At 48.1% G+C, this 22,068-nt stretch carries 22 protein-coding genes; 3 read left to right on the forward strand and 19 right to left on the reverse strand.

Features of this window, described 5'->3' with window-relative positions:
- The first annotated feature begins 232 nt into the window (after positions 1-232).
- From ACKX14_RS09910 to ACKX14_RS09920, 3 genes are all read left to right on the forward strand, one after another.
- The gene (locus ACKX14_RS09910; protein WP_422447134.1) at positions 233-1,333 is read left to right on the forward strand and encodes a glycerol dehydrogenase; all 1,101 of its coding nucleotides are present in this window, start codon (positions 233-235) and stop codon (positions 1,331-1,333) included.
- 492 nt (positions 1,334-1,825) lie between these two features.
- Positions 1,826-2,431: an RNA polymerase sigma factor gene (locus tag ACKX14_RS09915; RefSeq protein ID WP_422447136.1), complete on the forward strand. Its 606-nt coding sequence runs from the start codon at positions 1,826-1,828 to the stop codon at positions 2,429-2,431.
- Positions 2,431-3,204, forward strand: coding sequence for a DUF4367 domain-containing protein (locus ACKX14_RS09920; protein ID WP_422447138.1), 774 nt, complete (start codon positions 2,431-2,433; stop codon positions 3,202-3,204). The genes ACKX14_RS09915 and ACKX14_RS09920 overlap by 1 nt, the downstream gene beginning before the upstream one ends.
- 79 nt (positions 3,205-3,283) lie before the next feature.
- On the opposite strand, the gene ACKX14_RS09925 is transcribed toward ACKX14_RS09920, so the two are convergent.
- From ACKX14_RS09925 to ACKX14_RS10015, 19 genes are all read right to left on the reverse strand, one after another.
- On the reverse strand, positions 3,284-4,036 hold the full coding sequence (locus ACKX14_RS09925) for an amino acid ABC transporter ATP-binding protein (RefSeq protein ID WP_422447140.1): 753 nt from the start codon (positions 4,034-4,036) through the stop codon (positions 3,284-3,286).
- Entirely contained in the window at positions 4,029-4,679 is a 651-nt protein-coding gene (locus ACKX14_RS09930; RefSeq protein WP_422447142.1) for an amino acid ABC transporter permease, read from the reverse strand. Before ACKX14_RS09930 ends, ACKX14_RS09925 begins: the two co-directional genes overlap by 8 nt.
- A gap of 97 nt (positions 4,680-4,776) precedes the next feature.
- Positions 4,777-5,667 carry an amino acid ABC transporter substrate-binding protein gene (locus ACKX14_RS09935; protein ID WP_422447144.1) on the reverse strand — a complete coding sequence of 297 codons (891 nt, stop codon included), beginning with the start codon at positions 5,665-5,667 and terminating at the stop codon, positions 4,777-4,779.
- Positions 5,668-5,946: 279 nt separating this feature from the next.
- A complete protein-coding gene (gene hepT / locus ACKX14_RS09940; protein ID WP_422447146.1) occupies positions 5,947-6,396 on the reverse strand; it encodes a type VII toxin-antitoxin system HepT family RNase toxin in 450 nt (149 codons plus the stop codon).
- A 2-nt stretch (positions 6,397-6,398) separates the two neighbouring features.
- Positions 6,399-6,815 (reverse strand): type VII toxin-antitoxin system MntA family adenylyltransferase antitoxin, encoded by a 417-nt coding sequence (gene mntA, locus ACKX14_RS09945; RefSeq protein WP_422447148.1) that lies wholly within the window; start codon positions 6,813-6,815, stop codon positions 6,399-6,401.
- 146 nt (positions 6,816-6,961) lie between these two features.
- Complete coding sequence (locus ACKX14_RS09950) at positions 6,962-7,108, reverse strand: chromosome segregation protein SMC (protein WP_422447150.1); 147 nt, start codon at positions 7,106-7,108, stop codon at positions 6,962-6,964.
- 275 nt (positions 7,109-7,383) lie between these two features.
- A complete protein-coding gene (locus ACKX14_RS09955; protein ID WP_422447152.1) occupies positions 7,384-8,172 on the reverse strand; it encodes an IclR family transcriptional regulator in 789 nt (262 codons plus the stop codon).
- A gap of 222 nt (positions 8,173-8,394) precedes the next feature.
- On the reverse strand, positions 8,395-9,366 hold the full coding sequence (locus ACKX14_RS09960) for a dipeptidase (RefSeq protein ID WP_422447154.1): 972 nt from the start codon (positions 9,364-9,366) through the stop codon (positions 8,395-8,397).
- Between the two features lie 75 nt (positions 9,367-9,441).
- Positions 9,442-10,635 (reverse strand): DUF819 family protein, encoded by a 1,194-nt coding sequence (locus tag ACKX14_RS09965; RefSeq protein ID WP_422447156.1) that lies wholly within the window; start codon positions 10,633-10,635, stop codon positions 9,442-9,444.
- A 431-nt stretch (positions 10,636-11,066) separates the two neighbouring features.
- Positions 11,067-11,606 carry a helix-turn-helix domain-containing protein gene (locus ACKX14_RS09970; protein ID WP_422447158.1) on the reverse strand — a complete coding sequence of 180 codons (540 nt, stop codon included), beginning with the start codon at positions 11,604-11,606 and terminating at the stop codon, positions 11,067-11,069.
- 18 nt (positions 11,607-11,624) lie between these two features.
- Positions 11,625-12,812 (reverse strand): D-alanine--D-alanine ligase family protein, encoded by a 1,188-nt coding sequence (locus tag ACKX14_RS09975; protein ID WP_422447160.1) that lies wholly within the window; start codon positions 12,810-12,812, stop codon positions 11,625-11,627.
- A gap of 87 nt (positions 12,813-12,899) precedes the next feature.
- Positions 12,900-14,510: a UDP-N-acetylmuramoyl-tripeptide--D-alanyl-D-alanine ligase gene (locus ACKX14_RS09980; protein ID WP_422447162.1), complete on the reverse strand. Its 1,611-nt coding sequence runs from the start codon at positions 14,508-14,510 to the stop codon at positions 12,900-12,902.
- 1 nt (position 14,511) lies between these two features.
- Complete coding sequence (locus ACKX14_RS09985) at positions 14,512-15,273, reverse strand: alpha/beta fold hydrolase (RefSeq protein ID WP_422447164.1); 762 nt, start codon at positions 15,271-15,273, stop codon at positions 14,512-14,514.
- 421 nt (positions 15,274-15,694) lie between these two features.
- Positions 15,695-16,720, reverse strand: a complete 1,026-nt coding sequence (locus ACKX14_RS09990; protein WP_422447166.1) for a PfkB family carbohydrate kinase — start codon at positions 16,718-16,720, stop codon at positions 15,695-15,697.
- A gap of 45 nt (positions 16,721-16,765) precedes the next feature.
- Positions 16,766-17,407 carry a bifunctional 2-keto-4-hydroxyglutarate aldolase/2-keto-3-deoxy-6-phosphogluconate aldolase gene (locus ACKX14_RS09995; RefSeq protein WP_422447168.1) on the reverse strand — a complete coding sequence of 214 codons (642 nt, stop codon included), beginning with the start codon at positions 17,405-17,407 and terminating at the stop codon, positions 16,766-16,768.
- 165 nt (positions 17,408-17,572) lie between these two features.
- A complete protein-coding gene (locus tag ACKX14_RS10000; protein ID WP_422447170.1) occupies positions 17,573-17,761 on the reverse strand; it encodes a ferredoxin in 189 nt (62 codons plus the stop codon).
- 71 nt (positions 17,762-17,832) lie between these two features.
- Positions 17,833-19,266, reverse strand: a complete 1,434-nt coding sequence (locus tag ACKX14_RS10005) for a carbon starvation CstA family protein (RefSeq protein ID WP_422447172.1) — start codon at positions 19,264-19,266, stop codon at positions 17,833-17,835.
- A 142-nt stretch (positions 19,267-19,408) separates the two neighbouring features.
- Positions 19,409-20,170 (reverse strand): LytR/AlgR family response regulator transcription factor, encoded by a 762-nt coding sequence (locus ACKX14_RS10010; protein WP_422447174.1) that lies wholly within the window; start codon positions 20,168-20,170, stop codon positions 19,409-19,411.
- Positions 20,142-21,869 carry an ECF transporter S component gene (locus ACKX14_RS10015; protein WP_422447176.1) on the reverse strand — a complete coding sequence of 576 codons (1,728 nt, stop codon included), beginning with the start codon at positions 21,867-21,869 and terminating at the stop codon, positions 20,142-20,144. The genes ACKX14_RS10010 and ACKX14_RS10015 overlap by 29 nt, the downstream gene beginning before the upstream one ends.
- Positions 21,870-22,068 lie beyond the last annotated feature (199 nt).

The raw sequence follows: 22,068 nt of genomic DNA on the forward strand, positions 1-22,068 counted from the left end.
GCCTGAGGGGGCGTCGTCGTAGACTGAACATCCGGGCGGGCTCGCGAATATCATCCGGAATAGTATATGCAGGTTTTCGCCCACGGTTTCCGCGCGCCAGCCGGGCAGGACCCTGGGATTTTAATCTAGCATTAAGCCGATACACTTGATAACACCGTGGAAATATCATCTTGCACTGTCTCCTTGAGTGTGATAAAATATTAACAATCAATACGGGAGGAGGAGATCTGAAATGATGAAAGCCATCATAGGGCCGGGGAAGTACGTTCAGGGAAATGGGGTTTTAAAAAATATTAAAGATCACGTCATCAACCTCGGTCGTTCATTTTTCATAATCGCCAGCGAGAACGGTATAAAAAGGACACGGCCTGTCATGGAGGAAAGTTTTGCAGGTGAAAATGCAGAACTGATATTTGAACCCTTCGGAGGGGAATGTTCGGAAAATGAAATAAACAGGCTGAAAACACTCGCAGAAAAAAATAATTCCGCTGTGATAATGGGAGTGGGAGGCGGAAAGATTTTTGATACAGCCAAAGCCCTCGCGTATTATCTTGGGCTTCCGGTTGTGATAGTTCCCACTATAGCATCCACCGACGCACCCTGCAGTGCGCTTTCGGTTATATATACCGACGAAGGAGTATTCAGCAAATACCTGATGCTGCCCAAAAATCCCGACGTTGTCCTGGTGGACACCGGAATCATCGCCAGAGCCCCGGCAAGATTGCTGGTTTCCGGAATGGGTGACGCCCTCGCCACATATTTTGAAGCCAGGGCATGTGTCAGGTCAAACGCATCCAGCATGGCAGGCGGAAAGAGCACAAAGGCGGCGATGGCCCTCGCCGAACTCTGTTACAGGACACTGCTGGAAGACGGCCTCAAAGCAAAACTGGCCGTGGAAAACAAGGTATGTACCGGTGCTGTAGAAAACATCGTTGAGGCAAACACCTATTTAAGCGGCATAGGTTTTGAAAGCGGAGGACTCGCTGCTGCCCATGCCATTCATAACGGATTTACGGTCCTCGAAGAATGCCATCATATGTATCACGGTGAAAAGGTGGCCTTCGGGACCATAGCGCAACTGGTACTTGAAAACAGCCCTCTGGAAGAGCTGAAAGAAGTGATCGGCTTCTGCCTGGATGTAGGGCTTCCAGTTACACTTGAGGAGCTGGGCATCAAGGAAGTTAAAGAGGCGGATATAAGAAAGGTTGCAGAAGTTTCCTGCGCCGAAAATGAAACCATTCATAATATGCCGTTCAAGGTGACGCCAGAAGATGTGTATAGCGCCATACTGGGCGCCGACGCTCTTGGGAAAGCCTTCAAAAAATTGCGTTAAATATTAAGTGATTTAAGGTAAAGCTGCCGCAGCTTTACCTTTTTTGTTTCAATCAAAATACTCGCGTAAAATACTCGCGTCGAGCTCAAGGCTCACCAACCTTTACCACTGTTAATGACCCCTCCAAAGAAGATATGGACTTGTTTATCCTTACGCATTCGGAACCACCGTTACCGGCCGGCCCAAATCACCATCAAACTTCCCGGCCGCCATGTCAGTGATGCTTTTATATTTTTGAAAAAATGATATAATTTTTACTGAAGAAATTTACCGGTGAATAGATCGGGGTTTTGATTGTTATGGGCAGAAAAGAGTTAACAGAGTTGATTATCATCTGGATACAAGAGGAGGAATTAAAGAACTGCCATTTTCGGAAATTAAGGCCATTTTACGCGGCGCAGACCACCTCATAGGGAGAGGGGGCCGGAACCCCACCCCCAGGCCCGAAAGACAGATTTTAGCGTCCTTTAAATCAGGAATTCGAGGTGCAGTATGGATCTTTTTAAAATAGTGAACAGATCCAAAAACAAAGATAATAAAGCCTTTCAGATACTGTTCGAAATGTTTTATGAAGAGGTTTACAGGGTTTCTTATTTAATCACCCGCAGTCCATCGCTGGCGGAAGACGCCACTCAGGAGGCTTTTTTAAAGGCTTTCGAACGGCTTGACACTTTAAAAGAACCCCGAAAATTCGGAGCATGGGTCAAGGCCATAGCCACTCGCTCTGCGGTGGACATACTGCGCCAGCGAAAACACATGGTAACTTCTCAGGATATATCCGAACTGTCCACGGATGACTATTTTCCGCAGGTAAAATTGCCCATGCCGGAAACCGAAGCGGAACGCCGGGAGTTGAGAGCCAAACTCCTGGAGGCCATCGATTCTTTAACCCCCGTCCACCGGCAGGTGGTGGTCTTGAAATACTTCCTCGATTTTGATAACCAGGCGATAGCTGAAACTCTAAATCTACCCCTCGGCACGGTTAAATCCCGCCTGCACCGTGCCCTTAAGATATTGAATTGCAAGCTGACCGAAGATGAAAATTTTCCTTTACATTCAAAGACTATAGCCCAAATTCAAAGGGAGGGATCCCTGTAATGGAAGAGTTGAACCTGGAAGATCTGATAAAGCAAACTTTGCACGAGGAAGCAAACCGTATAGACGCACCTCCCCCGGATAAGATTTGGGCAAATATTGCCGGAGGAAAAGATGTCTCGCGTTTTTCAAAAAAACTTGCCGCCAAACACAAATTGTCCGCCTTTCAATTGGTGGCGGCGAGTGTGGCCGTATTGTCCTTGGGCGCCGCCGTTTACTTTTTAAATCCGCCCACCGCCGACGCCATAAGCAGCAGGGTCTTAAAGACGGTGGTAGAATTTTTCATAAAACCGGAGCCTCCTTCCGATATAAGCATCTCCATGAGCAGTACTACTTCACCGCCGCCCGGGGCGCCTCCTCCTCCACCAGACTGGCCGCTGGCTACCGGGGAAAGGGTGGTGACCCTTGAACAGGCTCAATCGGAAGCTTCTTTCTCGTTTAAAAAACCTTCTTACCTGCCCCGGGGGATGACTCTGGATATCGTCACCGTCCTGGACAAATATGCCGTAAAGCAGTACTACCGCTCAGACAAAAACCGGCTCATTATAGGCCAGCAATACATGCCGGGCGACTTCGCCTCCAGCAGTTTTTTCGCCGGAGCCCGGGTAAAAAAGGTGAACATCAAAGGCACAGAAGGCACTCTGGTCGTCCAGCACAACCCGCATTCCGGAAAAGACCGGGTCCACATCCTGTGGTTTGACGACAAAATTCGCTTCGAACTGGATACAGACTTAAGCGAAAGGGAAGCTCTGAAGATTGCCCGCTCCCTTGAATAAGAGGGTGTCGAATAGTAATGCATAAAAAAAGAACCCGCATCGTTTTTGAAACAGGGTTCTTTTTTTATGCAGTTTTTTCTCACGCTATAATTTTTTCTAAAAAGCGCCTGGTGCGGCTATGACGGGGTGATTTGAAAATATTGAGCGGTGTGTCTTCCTCCAGAATTCTTCCGCCGTCCATAAATACCACCCTGTCGGCTACCTCCTTCGCAAACCCCATTTCGTGAGTTACCACCAGCATGGTCATGCCGTCTTTTGCCAGTTGCTTCATCACCGAAAGTACCTCTCCCACCAGTTCCGGGTCCAGGGCTGAGGTGGGCTCGTCGAAGAGCATGACCCTGGGCTGCATGGCAAGGGCCCGGGCTATGGCAACCCTCTGCTTCTGGCCCCCCGAAAGCCGGGAGGGATATTCGTCTTTTTTAGCCGCAAGACCCACTTTCTCCAGGAGGTTCAGTGCAATTTCCCGGGCCTGGCCTTTGGGAGTTTTCTTTACCGTCACCAGCCCCTCCATGACGTTTTCCAGCGCCGTCATATGGGGAAAAAGGTTAAATTGCTGGAAGACCATGCCTATTTCTTGCTGCAGGACTCGAAAGGACCTGTTTTTTGGATCTAAAGGCCGGCCTTCTATACAAATCCGCCCTTTTTCCGGTTTTTCCAGATTTTTGATGCACCTTAAAAGAGTACTTTTTCCAGAACCGCTGGGACCTATTATCACCACCACTTCGCCGGCCGAAACATCGAGATTTATATCCTGAAGCACTTTGAGATCCCCGAAGGATTTGTGAAGACCCTCAACAGAAAGGATATAATTTGCGCTCATGGTATCATTCATAAACCGAATACCTCCTCTCGATCTTTCCGAATACCACCGTAAACACCGATGTCATGAGGAGATAGAATATGCCCGCCAGGGTGAATACCTCAACGGCTTTAAAGGAATTGGCATACATCTGCTGGGCGTTCCTCATAAGCTCCGTCATGGCGATGGTGGAAACCAGAGACGAATCTTTCAAAAGGGCAATAAACTCGTTGCCCATGGGGGGTATCAGCCGCCTGTAAGCCTGAGGCAGTATAACCCGCCTCATGGCCTGGCCGTAAGTCATACCCAGAGCCTTCGCGGCCTCCATCTGACCTCTGTCTATAGACTGGATGCCGGCGCGGATTATTTCAGCCACATAGGCGGCGGAATTCAGGCTCATGGCCGCTACGGCCGCCACAAAAGGCGGCAGGTTAATCCCCACCGACGGCCCGCCGTAATAAATGGCAAACAGCTGGAGTAAGAGCGGGGTCCCCCGCATTACATAAATGTAAAACCCGGCCGCTTTGGTTGCGGCTTGATTTGAAGATATTTTCATGAGAGCCAGGATGAGTCCGAGAACAGTCCCGAAAATTATGGACAGCACGGTCAGTTCCAGTGTCATAAGAGCGCCCTGGGCCAAAATCGGGACTATCCCCCACATATATATAAAGTCCATCGTTTCACCCCGTGATTAAAACAAGATTTGCCCTTTGAATGGCTTCAAAGGGCAGGCAAATGTCTTTTTCGCCCTTGCAGTAAACCGGACGCAAATTCTATTCGAACTTTACCTCCTCAAAAACCGAGATATCCTCGCCGAACCACTTTCTGGAAATCTCCGCCATGGTCCCGTCTTCTTTCATTTCTTTCAGCACTTTATTCAATGCTTCCTGCAGGGCCTTGTCCTGTTTACGATAACCGATGCCGATGGGCTCTTTTACCAGGGGAAATGCCACCTTGAATTGATTGGGTCTCTTTGTCATATAATAGCGGCCCACCAGCTCGTCCACCACAATGGCGTCGGTCCTGTTGTTGGCCAGGTCCAGGAAGGCTTCGGTAAACTTTGGGTATTTTTTAAGCTCTTTGATGCCCTCTATTTTTTTGGCGGCTTCCTCGCTGGTGCTGCCCAGCTGGGTGCCGACCACCTTGCCCTTCAAATCCTCCACGCCCTTGATGGAATCGTCCCCCGCCCTAACAACCACCACCTGGGCCTCGTTCAGATACGCGGGGCTGAAATCTATCTCCTTAGCCCTTTCCGCGGTCATGCTGAGGCCGGACCATATGATGTCGAATTTGCCCGAATTCAAGGCCAGTATGACGCCGTTCCAGTCGGTGGGGATCCATTCCACCTCGACGCCCAGCCTTTTGCCGGCCTCTCTTGACAGATCTATATCGTAGCCCACCAGCTGGTTTTTGTCATCCCTGAATTCCAGCGGCGGGAAAGCGTCGTCTATGCCGATGGTGATTTTCCCGGCCTTTTTTATTCTCTCCAGCGAGTCGTCTTTGCTACCCCCACCGGCATTTCCCGAACCGGCGGATGAGCTTTGAGACGCCTGGTTTGGCGTATTCTGCCCGGACGTTCCGGCGGTATTTCTGCCGCAACCCGCTACAACGGCCGCAATCAGGACAATTGCCAGAATCAGCGAAAATAATCTCTTCAAATTCAAAATTCATTCCCCTCTCCGCAAAATTCTTTTCTTATTATACTTTAATATATTAAACTTGTAAAGTAATAAAATCATATGACCTCTCCTTCCTGCTGAGGTTTTTAACTCATCCTGTTCGGAGGACGGCGAGGTCTTTTTTCTACATACGGCACACATTTTTCCGCTTCTTACCTAACAAAATTTTACAGTCTAGCTTTTATTTGTGTAAAACGTCATTTTTTGACAGCAATGACGGCCCGGCACCCGAACCAGTCTCCACCAATAAAAAAACACCCCCTGTCACCCGGGGGACGGCCCTTTTTCTAATTTTATAAGATATGCGGCTATTTCTCTTAAAAATATCTTAAAATCATCCAGATCCTGTTTTAATATTTTTATCACTTCATCTTCACTTACTTGCTGATACAGATGAACTATCCTGTTTCTAAATTTGATCATTTGCCGATACTTTTTTAAATTCTTTTCCGCTATTATCCCTTTTTTACAAAGACTTTCAAAGAAGTCAGCTGAGGAGAAGTCTTGGGATTTTATTAGATTTTCCTTTACAGCTATATGCTGGGCTATATCGATCATTGATTCGATTGCCGTCTGTAGCCAATAGCATGCACTGCCCATATTTCTTTTATCTTTTTTAAAATCTTCTTCGCTTAAATTTGCTATAGATGTCAGATCTTCCAGTTTCTCATTTATGAATATGATTTTGGAATTGATTCTGTTTTTATCAATCATAATCATCCCTCTAAAAGATTTTGTATAAATTCTTTCTGCATGCTGTTGTAGCGGTAATAGTGAAGGCGATAGGAGCAAAGAATCCTCTCTAAAAATTCATCGGTTAAATCACTGTCTTTTTCATAGATAATTTTTCCCTTTATGACCGCATTAAACCTCAGTAAAAAATTGGCTTTGTTTAGATTTAACAGATCAATATTCTCAAAATGTAAAATACGGGATAAATCATCCATAATTTTTGCTTCATCAAACAAATTTAGATTGTTTTCAAAGAGTATTGCAATGTCGATATCGCTTGTTTCATTAAAAGTGCCATCCAGATAAGAGCCGAACACGGTAACCAAAACAATTTTATCGTTTGCTCTAAAATAGTTTTTCAGTTCCTCTTTTTTTTCTTCGATAGTAACTTTCAGCTTCAATTTTTATCCCTCTTTTTGCTTTTTCCGTAATTTTATGATAACACAGCCATATCCGGCGGGCAAGTTCTTTTAAATCAAAAAAACTGTAAAATATAAACAGGCAGGGAAAATGTCCCCGCCTGCCGCAAATTATTAGGTGAAATTGTCTACGCGCCCTTCTTGAGCGATTCTATCTGTTCTTCCAATTCCATTATACGCACCAGGAGTTTAACCCTGTTGCCTTCGTTTTTGGTCCACTGGTTTAAAAGCTGTTCTCTTTCCTTTTCCAGTGAGAGTACCCTATCCTTCAGCATTCGCGCTTCCTCCCCTTCCACCTTGATAATGCTATTCAATTGTAGTATATAAAGAATTTGTTAAGTATAAATTATCAAAAAGTTAATTTTTTGTGAAAAATGGCAGGTCTTTATAAAAAATTATCATGCCCAGCGCTTTTCATCGCCGCAGGTCTTTTATGTTTCACATTTGTCCAAAAAAATGGATAAATTTTATCGAATTCCGCCTTTAGACTTCCATTATTGCGCACTTTTTGTCCTTTTGGACCGGGGCATATTTGACAAAAGCTTTATCTTTAATTTTTATATTGCGGCAAATCGCCGGCCCGCCATCCCATTTTCCGCGATATATTCCGGGCGCAGTCCATCACTTTCGACGCCAGTTCCTCAACCCTTCCCGGCGGAATGGTGACCGTGGCCCCCGATACGCTTACGGCCCCTATGACCTTACCCGTGTAGTCAAATATGGGAGATCCGACACACCTTATGCCCTCTTCGTTTTCTTCATCGTCCACCGCATAACCCCGGATCTTTATTTGTCTTAAATGTTCCCTCAATTCGCCCGGGTCTACGATGGTTTTCGATGTGTATCTTTCGAGGCCCTTTTTAATAATTTTTTCTGCAAATTCCTCCGGCGAAAAAGCCAGAATCGCCTTCCCCACCGCCGAAGCATGCAGCGGGGCGCGGCGGCCGATCTGGGAGTACATTCGGATGGTCCTGTTGCCGTCAATTTTGTCGATGTAAAGGGCTTTATCCCCGTCGGGTATGACCAGGTGAACCGCTTCATTCACTTCGTCACAAAGCTGTTTCAACAGCTCGTGGGCTTCGCGCCTGAGGTCCATTCTCTCGAGTATGGAACCTCCCAGGTAAAGTAATTTCATTCCCAGCCGGTACCTTTCGCTGTGGGGATTTTGTTCTACATATCCCAGGCCGAGGAGTGTGGAAAGCAGGCGGTGGACGGTGCTCTTGTGAAGGTCCAGCCGGCGGGAAAGCTCCGTGACGCCTATGCCGTCCTTTTCCCCGGCCAGTTCCTCCAGTATCCTCATTGCCCTTTCAATAGACTGTACGGTGTTTTCCTGCCGCATGATTTCCTCCTTTGTATCGCTTTATGAGATACCGTTTCATACATATATTATAATATATTATATTATCATATTTGATTTTTGTAAAATGCCTCTCTCTCATACAAAACATCCGGAATCCTTATTTATGGTTTGAAAATTTGATTTAGAGAGAACCCGGTATTTCATGACAGGCCGCACCCTGCATTTTTGTTTGAGCATGAAAAAAGAGCCCGGAGGCTCCTGTCACAAAATCTCTTTTATAACCCTTTCCATATTCCCGTATGCAATTTTTTCTATGTCCCTCTCACTGTAGCCGCTTTTTGCCAGCAGTTCTACAAAATTCGGAATTTTTGACGCGTCTTCAAGACCCCTGGTTGCAGAGGTTTTCCCTCCCTGAAAGGTCGCGGTGGTTTCCTCTGTTAAAAACTCGCAAAAATCAAATCCGAAACCCACGTAATCAATACCCACCAGGTCGGCTATATAGTCGACATGCCTTACGAGGTTTTCTATGGAAGGGTTAACCTCGTCGATGAAGGCCGGCCAGGCGTTTATTCCTATGACTCCGCCCCGCTCGGCTATTGCCTTTATCTGATCGTCCTTCAAGTTCCGCGGTACCCTGCACAAATTGTATACGTTGGAATGTGACGCTATAAACGGCTTTTCGGTATTTTCATAGATATCCCAGAAGGTCTTTTCATTGGCGTGAGACACGTCAACTATCATACCCAGTTCTTCCATTCTCCTGACGGCTTCAATCCCCAGCGGAGTAAGTCCCCGATCTGTGTTCGGGCTTCCGACTCCGGTGGCAAACTCATTTTCCTCATTCCACGTCAGCATCCCGTGCCTGATGCCCAGCCGGTAGAGCACATTTATCAGGCTGACATTGCCCCTGAGGCCGCTCATTCCTTCCATACCCAGCACCACGGCAATCTTGCCGGATTCCCGGATCTTTACCATATCGTCATATCTGTATACGATCCCCGCACAATCTTTCATATCCTCGATTTCTTCGCTCAATGCCCCCAGTACCTGCATCATCCTCCATGTCGGGTCATCGGTGTACGGCGGGTCCACCCACACCACCAGAATCGCGCCTTTTACGTTTCCCTTTTGCAGTCTTTCGAGATGATATCTTTTAAACACATTATTTTCGCCTTCAAGCCTTTTTATGGTTACATGTGTCAGGATGTCAGAATGCCCGTCAAAATTTATCATGGTTGCCTCCCCGTCGGTCAAAAGACATGATTGCAAGTCTCCAGCTTATATGGAGGAGGGCCGTTCGCCCCCCTCTTATAAGCCCAGCATACTTTTCAACGTATTGCCGACAAAAATTCCAAAATAATTGCCCACGACATATCCGTAGACACCCACCAGAAGCGCCGGCAGGACCAGTTCGCTCCAGCCTTTTGCTATGGCCATGGCCGCGGCGGTGGTGGGGCCTCCGATATTGGCGTTGGATGCCACCAGGAGTTCCTCAAGATTAAATTTGAATAATTTGCCTATAAACAGTGTCCACAACATGTTCACCACCACCATGATGGCGCAGAACAAAAGCAGTGCGGGGCTGTTCTTTATGATCATTTCAATCGAAGCCGGCACGCCTATTACCACGAAGAACAGGTATATTAAGAAGGTGCCCAGTTCTTCCGCCCCTCGTATATTGGAAAAGAAATCGGAGAAAGCCGATGCCAGTATCAATGTCAAAGTTGTTATCACAAGATACTTCTGGCCGAAAATGGATTTTACAATCTCCGGGGCCGCGGAGCTGTTTACAAAGTCGGCAATTTTTATGGACAGAGCCGTAATAACAATTGCCGACCCCATGGCCTTTGCTATATCAAGAAGGGAAATCTCTTTTCTTCCCCAGTAAGCCGCTGCGGCGGTCTTGCCGCTTTCGTCTTCCTTCTTTGTATCTTCATAAGGATGCGTAAAATGTCTTCTGAAAAATGCCATGGTGGGAATCATCATCAAGACGAAGAAATATAAAGCCATGTTCAGGTTATCGGCCACTATGGCGGCATTTATTATATTCTGGGATGTCTTGAAGGCCTCGGACATGGCCACAAAGTTGACGCCCCCGCCTATATAGCTTCCGGTCATCATTCCGGCAACTTTGTATATCTCCGGAATAACCGCAACCAGCAACATGGTGGCTATAAAGGCGCCCAGTACTGTCCCTATTGCCGAAATATTGAACGCCCAGAAGGTCCTTCCGCTTTCCCGCCAGATCCTTTTGATATCGGCCTTGAACAGCAACAGCGGCACGGCCACAGGCACCACATAGGTGTACACACCGTCATAGACCGGGCTCTCCATGGGGATTATCTTCAGGTTTGCCAGAATAAGCGCCCCGAGCAGGGCGATAATGGCGCCTGTAACCTTTGCAGCCCACCTGTACCTTTGTTCCAGGTATATGCTGACGGCCGCCCATCCGGTTAAAAACGCAATCAAGACCCACGTATCATCCGGCTTGATAAGACTCATTTTTCCGCCCTCCTTAAATTAACTGGATAATTCCTAAAAATACCATTTTTGCGTCATTTTTGTGAAGTTTTATTTATCCCCCCCTCCGCCACAATATGGTCAAATTCCCAAAAATGCGACCATCTTATATATTATAATAATATATATATTCTTCATTATTTTGAAATTTCCTGCCTGAGCGATAAAATTTTCCCCCGGCGTCGGCACATGATCTTAAATACACTTCAATACGCCGAATTACTGCATTTCCTTCCGTGCCGTTGATAGCGCCGTGAATTTCAATATATTGAAACGAGCCATAAAAAAGAGAACCCGTTGAAAGGTTCTCTCTTATGCCTATCTTATGTTATCCTTATCTTATGCCATCCTTAAATTAAAACAGCTCGTAAACGGGTCATAAATTTTAAAATCACAGCTCATGGATAATCTGCCTAAAAACTGGGGGGCACCATTGCCCAAACCGATATGCTCGTCTCATCACCGATATTCACGTAGCGGTGCGGGACAGTGCTGTCCAGGTAAATGCTGTCCCCCTCTTCCAGGATGAATTCCCTGCTGCCCCACTTCACTTTGAGCCTGCCTTTTAAAACCAGCCCGCACTCTTCCCCCTCATGGGCAATTAACTCCTCGGTATTACATTCTCCGGGCTTTATTTCCACCTGTAAAAATTCTATTTTCCTCCTGAGGTCGGGGCACAGAAGCTCGTATGTGATATTGGAATTCGGGAGCTTTATCTGTTTGCGTTCGTTTTTCCTGACAATCGGATTGCCCTTTTCGTATTCGTCAAAAAAGTAATGCATGGAAACATTGAGAGCCCTTGCTATCTTCCAGAGAGATGCCACCGACGGGCCCGTGATGTTTCTCTCAATCTGGCTTATCAGGCCGGTGCTCAGGCCGGTCCTCTCGGACAACTGCTCTATGCTTATATTCTGGCTCTGCCGCAGTTGCCTTATTTTAGACCCCAATTCCATTATCATCACCCTTAAAAACTATTTCTTGATTTCTGCGCCTTTCAAGCCGCCCGAACTGGCCTTGAGCAGCAGTTTGGTATCAAAGGTGTAAATGTTTTTCCGGTCGTCTTCGTGTCTTTTTATTGCCAGCTGAATCAGTCTGTCAATCAAATCCCTGAAGGGAATTCCAAGGGGTTCCCAGAGGTAAAAAGCAAAGGAACCCGGAAGCGTGTTTATCTCGTTGACATAAACCTTCATGCTCTCCTTTTCCATTAAAAAATCTATTCTGGATATACCGGCACAGTCCAGGACCCTAAACGCCTTGAGCGCCAGGTTTTTTATTTCCTGCGCTTTATCTTCCGGTATGGGCGCCGGGATTTTCCTGGCGGCGCCTTTCATGCCTTTTACACCTTCGCTCCTCATGTATTTGTCATCGTAACTCAGGAACTCCTGCCAGGAAATCGGCATTTCACACAATGAAGCCTCCACCTCGTCATCAATGCCTATCACCGAACAATTGATTTCCACAGGGTTGTTTACCGCCTCTTCCACTATGACTTTTCTGTCGTACTTCGAGGCGATTTCTATGGCGCATGAGAGTTCCTCTCTGGTCCCGGCCCTGCCGATGCCTATGCTGGAGCCCAGGTTGGCCGGCTTGACAAACAGGGGATATCTCAGTTTTGATTCTATATCCTCTATAACTGCATCGGGATTTTTTTCATAGTTTTTTCTCAAGAACCACGTATAATTGACAACCGGGATGCCGTTGGCTTTAAAAATGTCTTTCATCAAGATCTTATCCATGCCGACGGCGGAACCTGCGACACCGCTGCCCACATAAGGTATGTCCGCCAGTTCCAGGAGGCCCTGCATGGTCCCGTCTTCGCCGTGGGCGCCGTGAAATGCCAGGAAGGCCACGTCGATGTTTACGGATTCCGGCTCTCTTTTGAAAACCCCGGTCTTAAAAGGGTAAAAATACAGTTTTTTCAGGCCAGGGATAGGAGTCATGACAACCTGCCTGCTCCTTGAAAGCAGCCGGTCGACATCGCTGTAATTCTTGACATCTAGGAGTTGGTCACCGGTATACCAGCGGCCATCTTTACTGATATAAACGGGAAAGACGCTGTATTTCGTTTTGTCAATATTCTCTATCACCTGAAGGCCGGTAATTACAGAAACTTCGTGTTCCACGGACCTGCCGCCAAACATCACGGCCACGTTTAACACAATCGATCCCTCCTTTTTTTCATATATATCATATATATATTATATTTTCATATATATTCCATATATATTAAACCCTGCGCCAAAAGCTTATTCATCATAGTTGTCCGGAAGATCGTTTTCAAAAAGCACCACATCTCCCGGCCTTACGATTTGACTCAAGACGGCCGTGGCCTCCTCCAGGCCGGCGACCACTCTTATCCTGTCTCGCGGGAAATTCCCTTCCTCAAGCCCCTCCAGTATGGGCTTCGACCTCTTCCTGCCAACCAGGATGGCATAGTCACAGCAGGCGGCCATAATTCTCCCCAGTTTCTTATTTTCCTCATATTCCACTTCCCCCAGCTCCACCATACCGGGCGTAACCACGATGCGTTTCCCCCCCTCCATCTCCTTAACGCACTCCAGGGCCTCCCGCGCTCCCACCGGATTTGAGTTAAAGGCGTCGTCTATTACGGTAACGCCGTTGCCGGTGTCCAGTATTTGAAGTCTGTGGGGGACGGGCTTGATTTTCCTCAATCCTTCCCGAATTTGTTCCACGCTCAGCCCGAGCCTCAGGGCCACGGCAATGGCGGCAAGGAGATTGCTCACATTGTGCCTGCCCAAAAGTCTGGCGCTGCAGTCAAATTCCGGTCCGCCCTTTACCCTTACTTTAAAGCTCAATCCCTCTCTGGAGTTTTTTACGTCCTCAGCCCGGATATAAAAATCTTTGTCAGGGGTTTCAAAGCCGTAAAGCAGCGTCTCGACTTTCGACCTCCCCGCCAGCTTCCGGCAGTGCTCATTGTCCCCGTTCATTATCGCCAGGCCGCCGGGCGGGAGGGATTCGATGAGTTCAAACTTGGTGCCTGCCACATTGTCTAGGGTTTTAAAGGTCTCCAGGTGCTGGGGGCCTATGGCCGTCAGCACACCGATTGAAGGTTTCGCCAGCCTGCAGAGGGTTTTTATGTCCCCCCTGTTCCTCGCCCCCATTTCGCACACGAATATCTGGTGCGTTTCGTTGAGCTGCTCCCTGATTACCCTCGTTACCCCCATGGGAGTGTTGTAACTTTCCGGCGTCATCAGGGTGTTGTACTTCTCCGAGAGGATGGTTGCAATGAAATGCTTTGTGCTGGTCTTGCCGTAACTGCCGGTTATGCCTATAACTTTGAGGTTTTTCATGCCCTTTATTTTGTTTTGCGCCGACCTGAAATACCCCAGTTGAATAAGCATTTCGACGGGATAGAGGACCGCCGTCGATAAAAGCATGTCGACGGGCACCAGGAAAATTATTGCAGAAAGCGTCAGCAGGAAGCCCGCCGCTCCGCTTCGATAGACAAAACCGAGATACCCCAGACTCATCTGCCACGCGACGGCGAAGACAAAGAGTCTGGTGGCCCTGTGAGTAAATACCAGCGGCTTTTTTGCCTTTTTATTCGGTTTTAACCGTCTGAATTCCCCATATAAGATCGCCAGGCTCCAAATTGCAAAGGATATAAGGCTGCCTGCCGGTGCGCGTCCCCATGTCGCCGCCGGGAAGAGTATAAGTGACAGGACCGGGACCCATATCCTATCAATAAAAAGGCTTTTAATATTGTGACGAATCCACCCAAGGTATTGCTTGGGTTTGTAGCCTTCCAGCTGGACCATGTGAAGCTGCCATTTGGTTTCGAGAAATATGGCGGCAAAAAATACGGCCGCCGGCAAAGCGTATATAAAGACCCTCATTTTATCCGTTCCCCTCAAAAAATTTAGACACGATTATATTAAAATCATTGATTCGTTCAAGATACGAGAAGTGTCCCGCCCCTTTGAAAACCACCAGCCCCGCATCGGGAATCTCTTTCTCCATTATCCGGGCAAAATACAGCGGAGTTTCTTTATCGTTTTCCCCCCAGACCAGGAGGGTGGGGGATTTTATCAGCGGAAGATATTTCCTCAGATCCTGATTTACGACTTTTACAAAGGTGCCCCTCAGATTACCCGCCTCCCTGTAATCTCTGGAGCCGTACTTATCATAAAATCTTTCCAGTTTTTCTTCCCGGCTGCCGCCGCCAAAGAGCATATAGATCGCCTTCAATAATTTGAATTTATAAACTTTTATGTAGTATTTAAAGGTCCTTTTTGGTATCAACCCCGCGCTGTCTACAAGGACTATTTTATCCACCACCTCGGGGTGAAGGGCCGAGAGAAGAATGGTCACCCTGCCGCCGAAAGAATGGGCTATGATGTGAGTTTTTTCTATGCCCAGGGTTTTTAAAAATTTCAGGGTTAAATCCGCGTAATCATCCACCCCCCACGCCCCCTCGGGAGCGGTCGATTTCCCGAAGCCCGGGAAATCCATCGCATAAACTTCAAAAGCGGAAGAAAGATAATTGAAGACGGGCAGAAAGCTGTCCGCACACCCGCCCCAGCCGTGTAAAAGCAGCACTTTGGGGCCGCTGCCCGCCTTTTTGTAAAAAATGTCCAGACCGTCTATCTTTAAAAACATGTACACTCTCCCATTCAATGTTTTATTTATCCGGCATTCCGCCTCATAAGCCTTGCTATAGAACCCGATGCAGTTACCCTATTTCGTTTGCTTCGGGTTTAAGAGCAGAATGCAAGCGATATATGAAGTGGTATTGCGGCTGTGGCTACCCTCACTATTTTCGGCATAACCAAAACGCCCTATATAATTATAATGTGTAATGAAAAAAAGTAAAAGCGTTCCGGCGCCGGTATTTTATTTTTCGTGAAGCGTGCTCCCGTACCGCTCGTATTTATTATATTCGACTTTTTCGGTGGATATCCTTTTCCCAGGAAATAGGAATGCGATTTAATTGAAAGACACAAAAAGGGCCTCAATGTTCCATTTGAGGCCCTTGGAATGATATATTTCACGTGGGTTCGGTTTATTTATCTTCAACTTTTTACCTCTGTACCCTGCCCGATGCATCGCCTTTCATAAGGGTCTGGACTTCTTTCAGCGTCACGTGGTTAAAGTCGCCTACTATGCTGTGCTTCAGGCACGAGGCCGCCACCGCAAACTCCACGGCGTCCTGGGGCGCATATCCGTTTAAGAGGGCATAGATTAACCCTCCGCCGAAGGCGTCTCCCCCTCCCACGCGGTCCACAATGTGAATCTGATATCTCCTGGATCTATAAAATTCCCTGCCGTCATAGTAAAGGGCCGACCAGCCGTTGTCAAATGCGGAAAAGCTTTCACGGAGGGTAATGGCCACCCCTTTTAACGAGAATTTCTCCAGCAGCTGTCTGGCCACATCCCTGTAGCCTTCTTCACTCAATTCCCCCCTGGTAACATCCGATGTACCCGCCTTGATGCCGAACACCTTTTCCGCGTCCTCTTCGTTGCCTATGGCAACATCCACGTACTCCATCAATCCCGTCATGACCTTACCGGCCTTTTCCGTGGACCAGAGCTTTTTCCTGTAGTTGAGGTCGCAACTTACGGTGACGCCCATTTTTTTGGCGGTTTTGACCGCATCAAGGCACGCCTGGGCCGTATTGTCGCTCAGGGCCGGGGTTATGCCTGTAAAATGGAACCAGACGGCGCCCTGAAGTATCTTTTCCCAGTCGAACTCCTCGGGTTTTGCCTCGGATATGGCCGAATGACTCCTGTCATACACCACCAGCGAAGGCCTCTGGGAAGCTCCAATCTCATTGAAATAAATGCCCAGCCGCTCCCCGCCCCGCACTATATAATCGGTGTGCACGCCAAAGCGGCGCAGGTGATTAACGGCGGCCTGACCTATGGGGTTGTCGGGGACCTTTGTCACAAAATAAGCTTCCTCGCCGTAGTTGGCCAGCGATACCGCAACATTGGCCTCTCCACCCCCGTATGTCACATCAAAAGATTCAGCCTGAGTGAATCTCAAATAACCGGGTGGGGTTAAACGGAGCATTATCTCGCCGAAAGTGACCACCTTGTTTGGCATATTTGACACCTTCCTCACTTAGTTTTAATTTTTATTTACACGTATTTACTTTCTTGCTTCTTTAACGGCTTCTACAAACTTTCTGGCGGTCTCCTCCACCTCCTTGTAGTCGCCCTTCTTCGCTCCTTTCGTCAGTTCGCCGCCGACTCCAACCGCCGCGCAGCCGGCTTTTATCCACTCTCCCACATTATCCAGACTCACGCCGCCGGTGGGGATGATGGGGGCGTACGGCAACGGCCCCATGATGGCCTTTATCATGGAAGGGCCGAAAGCGCTGCCGGGGAAGAATTTGACAAAATCCGCACCCGATTCCATGACTTCAACTATTTCCTTAATTGACATGGCTCCGGGCATGGTGACCTTCTGGTAGCGGTTGCACAGTCTCACCATCTCGGGGTTGAAATAGGGGCTCACAAAGAATTCGGCGCCGGCCAGCATCGCGGCCCTGGCAGTCTCCGGATCAAGCACCGTGCCCGCTCCTATAAGGATTTCTCCTCCGGGATACGCCTTTTTAAGTTCCTTTATCACGTCTATTGCCCCGGGTACCGTCATGGTTATTTCGATGGATTCAATCCCGCCCGCCTTTACGGCTTCGGCGATCTTCAGGGCCTTTTCAGGAGATTCCGCCCTCACCACCGCAACTATGCCGCAGTCGATAATGCGCTGCATTACTTTTAACTTTTCCACCCGTAAGACCTCCTTGTTTCATAATGCGATATTGTGTTTCACTATATAAATATATTCTACACTTCTCCGGCAAATTCCTGCTTCCGATGCAAAACTGACAAAAAAAAACGGGATTCCATCTTACTTGAGACAGAATCCCCTTTTACCGCTTTTTGGGATATATGATTATTCCTCTTTTATGGCTTCTGACGGGCAATTTTCAAGGGCTTCTCTTGCTTCTCCCTCCGCGTCGGCGGGCACTTCGTCCACGGTGGCGTGGGCTTTTCCATCTTCGTTCCAGTCAAAAACCGCCGGGCAGGTATCGATGCATAATCCGCAGCTGATGCAAAGGTCCTGATCCACGTATACCTTCAAGGATAAAACCTCCTCTTTAAGTTTTCCTTGACTATTTTACCACAATCAGGTGGTGTTATGCAAAGGTTTTTTTAAATTTTTTCTTCCGCAAGGCCAAGACCCGGCGCAGACTTTCTGGTTTTAAGATAGAAGTATACCAAGGCCGCAACGGCCGCCATGACCCCCACCGGATATGATATGGCAGTCGGCAGTCCGAAGCCTTCCGGGGCCTGCAAGATATAAGTTACGCTTACCGCCGTCATGAAGGCGGCGGGGATCGTAGCCACCCAGTGCAACCGCTTCTCCCTGACGAGGTATACGGCGCCGGTCCACAGCATCAGCATGGCAAGAGTCTGATTCGACCAAGCGAAGTATCTCCACAGGATGTTGAAGTTCATTTGAGAAAGTATGGCGCCCACCGCAAACAGGGGTATGGCTATCTTGTACCTGTTCAGCATCGGCTGCTGGTTCAGCTTCAACATCTCGGCAATGGTATATCTTGCCGCCCTGAAGGCCGTATCACCCGAAGTTATGGGAAGGACCACAACACCCAGTATGGCCAGGACTCCGCCGAAAGTACCCATCATGGCAAAGGAGGCGTCTTTAACCACAGCCGACGGGCCCGCCGGCGTGGAAAGGGCTTTGCCGAGGCCGGCCGTACCTCCGTAGAAGCTTATGGCGGCGGCGGCCCATATGAGGGCTATAACGGATTCGGCTATCATCATCCCGTAGAAGATGAATCTTCCTTCCTTCTCATTCCTGACGCAGCGGGCTACGATGGGTGACTGTGTGGCATGGAATCCGCTAATGGCTCCGCAGGCTATGGTAATAAAAAGCAGCGGCCACAGGGGCGCTCCCCTGGGGTGCAGGTTTGCCAGCGTCAGTTCGGGGATTTTGTATCCCTGGATTATAAGAGAACCGCCGATCCCCGCCGCCATTATCAATAATATGGCTCCAAAAAACGGATAAATTCTTCCGATGAGCTTATCGATGGGGAGCAGGGTGGCCAGGAAGTAGTAGGCAAATATAATCCACACCCAGACGTTTTTTGTCAGCACCTCCGGCGTGAGAATGGCAAGCAAACCCGCCGGCCCCGTAACGAATACAACTCCCACCAGGACCAGGAGCAGCACCGCAAAGGCGTTGACAAAGACTCTGGTTTTTTCTCCCAGATATTTGGCCGCCAGTTCGGGTACGTTAGCGCCATTGTTTCTGATGGAAATCATGCCGGTCAAATAATCGTGTACGGCACCGGCAAAAATTCCTCCGAAGACAATCCACAGAAACGCCGCCGGACCCCACAAGGCCCCGGAAATAGCTCCGTAGATGGGCCCCAGCCCGGCTATATTTAAAAGCTGGATAAGGCTGTTGCGGTACTTGCCCATCGGGACATAGTCAACCCCGTCAGCTACGGTATAGCACGGCGTCTTCCGCTTTTCGTCGGCGCCGAAAACCTTTTCCACAAATTTTCCGTAGACGGCATAGCCGACAATAAGCGCGATAATGGAACCTGTAAAAGTCACCATCCCCAGAAACCTCCTTTTTTAAATTCTGTGATTTTCTTCTAATTTTATTTTAAATCAGAAAGATGACATGAGGTTAATTTTTTCCCCAAAAGGCAAAAAAAAAGGCCTTTCCGGTCGCTAAAAGGCCCTGACAGGCGGCTGCCTATATTTTGAATAATTCACGCATCTCCTTGGCATGTCTTCTGCTGACTGGGACTTCGTCTTTTTCATATCCTTTAATGGATAGTATGAATGTACCATTGAACCACGGGATTATTTCTTTGACCTTGTCCAAATTTACCAGAAAGCTTTTGTGAGTTCTGAAAAAACTGGGGTTTTTTATCTTTTCTTCCAGCTCCGAAAGGGTGTAGGGGCTTAAAAATTCCCCTTTCTCGGTCTTTACCTTGCTGCCTTTTTCCACGGCCTCGCAATAACATATCTCATCGGGGCAGACGAGGTATATCCTGTTGTTTTTCCAGAAGGACAGCTTGTTGTACGCAGGCTTCTGGACCTTTAACAATTCCGAAACTTTTATGGCCTCCACATCCTGCTTTTTTTCTTTAAAAATCTTAATGAGCCTTTCCACAGTTTTATCCAGTCTATTCTCCGAAAAGGGTTTCAGCAGGTAATCCACCGCATTTATTTCAAAAGCCCTGACGGCGTACTCGTCGTACGCCGTGGCAAAAACCACCACCGGCGCATTGCCTTTTTGAAAAATCTGTCTCGCCACTTCAAATCCGTCCATATCAGAAAGCTGGATATCCAGAAAAATTACGTCCGGATTCAGTTTCAATATTTTTTCGACGGCCTCCTGCCCCGATGAAGCTTCACCGATTACCTTTACTTCGGGGTAGGATTCCAGCAGATATCGCAGTTCCTCCCGCGCCGGGGCTTCATCATCCACCAGCAATGCCGTAAATTCCATTATCACTCCTCCTAAAGTTCTGAGCGGGGATAAAGAATTTTACCTGTGTGCCCGAACCCGGCCTTGAAGATATGGTCAGACGGCTTTTTTTCCCGTAGAGGCTCTCTAGGCGGCTGTTCACATTGCTCAGGCCTATCCTGTCCCTGAAAGTCCTTTGGGACAATACCTCTTCCGCCACCCCGGCTTCCATTCCAACGCCGTCGTCCGCCACGACTATTTCGGCGCCGTCACCCACATTTCTGGCAATTATCCGGACGGTTCCACCCTGTTTTTTGGGCAAAAGCCCGTGTTTTACGGCATTTTCTACCAGCGGCTGAAGGAGCAGGGGGGGCACCATAATATCCACCCCGGGGTCTATTTCAAATACGGCCTTCAACCTATCTCCAAATCTTGCCTGCTCAATTGCGAGATATGCCTTCACATGTTCTATTTCCTGCCTTAACGGCACGAGTTCGCGACCGGCGCTCAAATTTTTTCTGAAAAAATCCCCCAGGTATACCAGAAGTTCCCGGGCCTTCCCCGGGTCTTTCCGGCAGACCGAAATGATCGTGTTAAGTGCGTTGAAAAGAAAATGCGGATTTATCTGGGATTGCAGGGCCTTAAGCTCCGCCCTGGCCAGGAGCTTTGCCTGGTACTCCGCCCTGCCCAATTCCAGTTGAGTTGAAAAGAGGCTGCCAAGACCCTGGGCCAGTTTGATGTCCATGCTGGATATGCTGTTTTCCGTTTTTTTATACAGTTTTAATGTCCCGATAATATTGTTTCCTTCCTTGAGCGGGACCACCACCGCAGATTTTAAGGGGCAGCGTTCATTGGAACACTGGATTTCTTCTCTGGTGGATGCCACCTGGCATTCGCCGGTGATTATTGCCCTTCGAGTGGCCTCGGTGAGGATCTCATGCCCCGCTTTATGGTGGTCTTCTCCGGCGCCCAGATGGACCAGGATCGAACGATCATCGGTTATAGCCACCGCGTCAAAATTGGCCCTCTCCAGTATGATTCTGGCGGTCTTATAGACAGACAGTTCATTTATTCCCTGCCTGAGGTACGGCAGGGTTTCGGAAGCGATTTCAAGGGCCAGCTGCGCCTGAAGGGCTCCGACTTTCTCCTGTTCCTTAAATATGTTTTCAACTATTACGATAAAAATGGCTATACCCGTGGCATTCACTGAAGTCATCGGAAACCAGATGACCCTGACCAGTTCCAGCGCCGCCGAAAAGGGTTTCGCAATAAGCAGGATTATGGCCATCTGCAGGAGTTCCAGCGCGGCGCCTATTATAAAGGCCGTACGCCAGTTCACCCTCTCGTGCTTTAATTTCCTGTGGATTAGCCCCGCGATGGTGCCCTCGGTGATGGTGGAAACGGAGCACGCCACCGCCGTGAAACCGCCGATGTCTATAGCCCAGCGGTGAAATCCCGCAATGAAGCCCGACAGGATTCCGACAAAGGGGCCTCCAAGAAGCCCTCCTATTATAGCCCCCACGGCACGTGAGTTGGCTATCGCCCCATAAACGGGGATCCCCATATAGGTGCCCAGAATGCCAAAAGCGCCAAATATGGCCGAAAGCACCAGTTTATCTTTGAGGGACACTTCATGCTTCAAAATCAGGTTCTTGAAGGCCTTGTTGCCTGATAAAATATACGCTATTAATATAAACAACCCCAGTCTGTTGATTAAATTAAGCAGTATCGTATATGTCATGTTTTCATCTCCCTGAAATCTTTCACGGCCTGTTATACCGCCTTAAAATAACAAAAATCCAATTTTCACTTGTTGCAGGCGCCGCCTCAGCAAAGTGTATGTCTATTGTATAATAAAAGTGTAGTCTATAATAAATATATCACACTTATATTGAAAGCTCAAAATACCAAATTTAGACTTAATTCTTACATGGCATGGC

It is taken from the genome of Thermorhabdus hydrogeniformans, from assembly GCF_049310025.1.
In the GTDB taxonomy this organism is placed as follows: domain Bacteria; phylum Bacillota; class Thermosediminibacteria; order Thermosediminibacterales; family Tepidanaerobacteraceae; genus JBJYKD01.

Excerpts from the sequence above, each read along its gene's own strand:
- ACKX14_RS09915 (WP_422447136.1), top strand. The coding sequence starts at position 1,826 with ATGGATCTTTTTAAAATAGTGAACAGATCCAAAAACAAAGATAATAAA.
- ACKX14_RS09980 (WP_422447162.1), bottom strand. The coding sequence starts at position 14,510 with ATGAGGGTCTTTATATACGCTTTGCCGGCGGCCGTATTTTTTGCCGCC.
- ACKX14_RS09925 (WP_422447140.1), bottom strand. The coding sequence starts at position 4,036 with ATGAATGATACCATGAGCGCAAATTATATCCTTTCTGTTGAGGGTCTT.
- ACKX14_RS09920 (WP_422447138.1), top strand. The coding sequence starts at position 2,431 with ATGGAAGAGTTGAACCTGGAAGATCTGATAAAGCAAACTTTGCACGAG.
- ACKX14_RS09970 (WP_422447158.1), bottom strand. The coding sequence starts at position 11,606 with ATGGAATTGGGGTCTAAAATAAGGCAACTGCGGCAGAGCCAGAATATA.
- hepT (WP_422447146.1), bottom strand. The coding sequence starts at position 6,396 with ATGATTGATAAAAACAGAATCAATTCCAAAATCATATTCATAAATGAG.
- ACKX14_RS09985 (WP_422447164.1), bottom strand. The coding sequence starts at position 15,273 with ATGTTTTTAAAGATAGACGGTCTGGACATTTTTTACAAAAAGGCGGGC.
- ACKX14_RS09965 (WP_422447156.1), bottom strand. The coding sequence starts at position 10,635 with ATGAGTCTTATCAAGCCGGATGATACGTGGGTCTTGATTGCGTTTTTA.
- ACKX14_RS09990 (WP_422447166.1), bottom strand. The coding sequence starts at position 16,720 with ATGCCAAACAAGGTGGTCACTTTCGGCGAGATAATGCTCCGTTTAACC.
- ACKX14_RS09960 (WP_422447154.1), bottom strand. The coding sequence starts at position 9,366 with ATGATAAATTTTGACGGGCATTCTGACATCCTGACACATGTAACCATA.
- ACKX14_RS10005 (WP_422447172.1), bottom strand. The coding sequence starts at position 19,266 with ATGGTGACTTTTACAGGTTCCATTATCGCGCTTATTGTCGGCTATGCC.
- ACKX14_RS10015 (WP_422447176.1), bottom strand. The coding sequence starts at position 21,869 with ATGACATATACGATACTGCTTAATTTAATCAACAGACTGGGGTTGTTT.
- ACKX14_RS10010 (WP_422447174.1), bottom strand. The coding sequence starts at position 20,170 with ATGGAATTTACGGCATTGCTGGTGGATGATGAAGCCCCGGCGCGGGAG.
- ACKX14_RS09910 (WP_422447134.1), top strand. The coding sequence starts at position 233 with ATGATGAAAGCCATCATAGGGCCGGGGAAGTACGTTCAGGGAAATGGG.
- ACKX14_RS09950 (WP_422447150.1), bottom strand. The coding sequence starts at position 7,108 with ATGCTGAAGGATAGGGTACTCTCACTGGAAAAGGAAAGAGAACAGCTT.
- ACKX14_RS09930 (WP_422447142.1), bottom strand. The coding sequence starts at position 4,679 with ATGGACTTTATATATATGTGGGGGATAGTCCCGATTTTGGCCCAGGGC.
- ACKX14_RS09955 (WP_422447152.1), bottom strand. The coding sequence starts at position 8,172 with ATGCGGCAGGAAAACACCGTACAGTCTATTGAAAGGGCAATGAGGATA.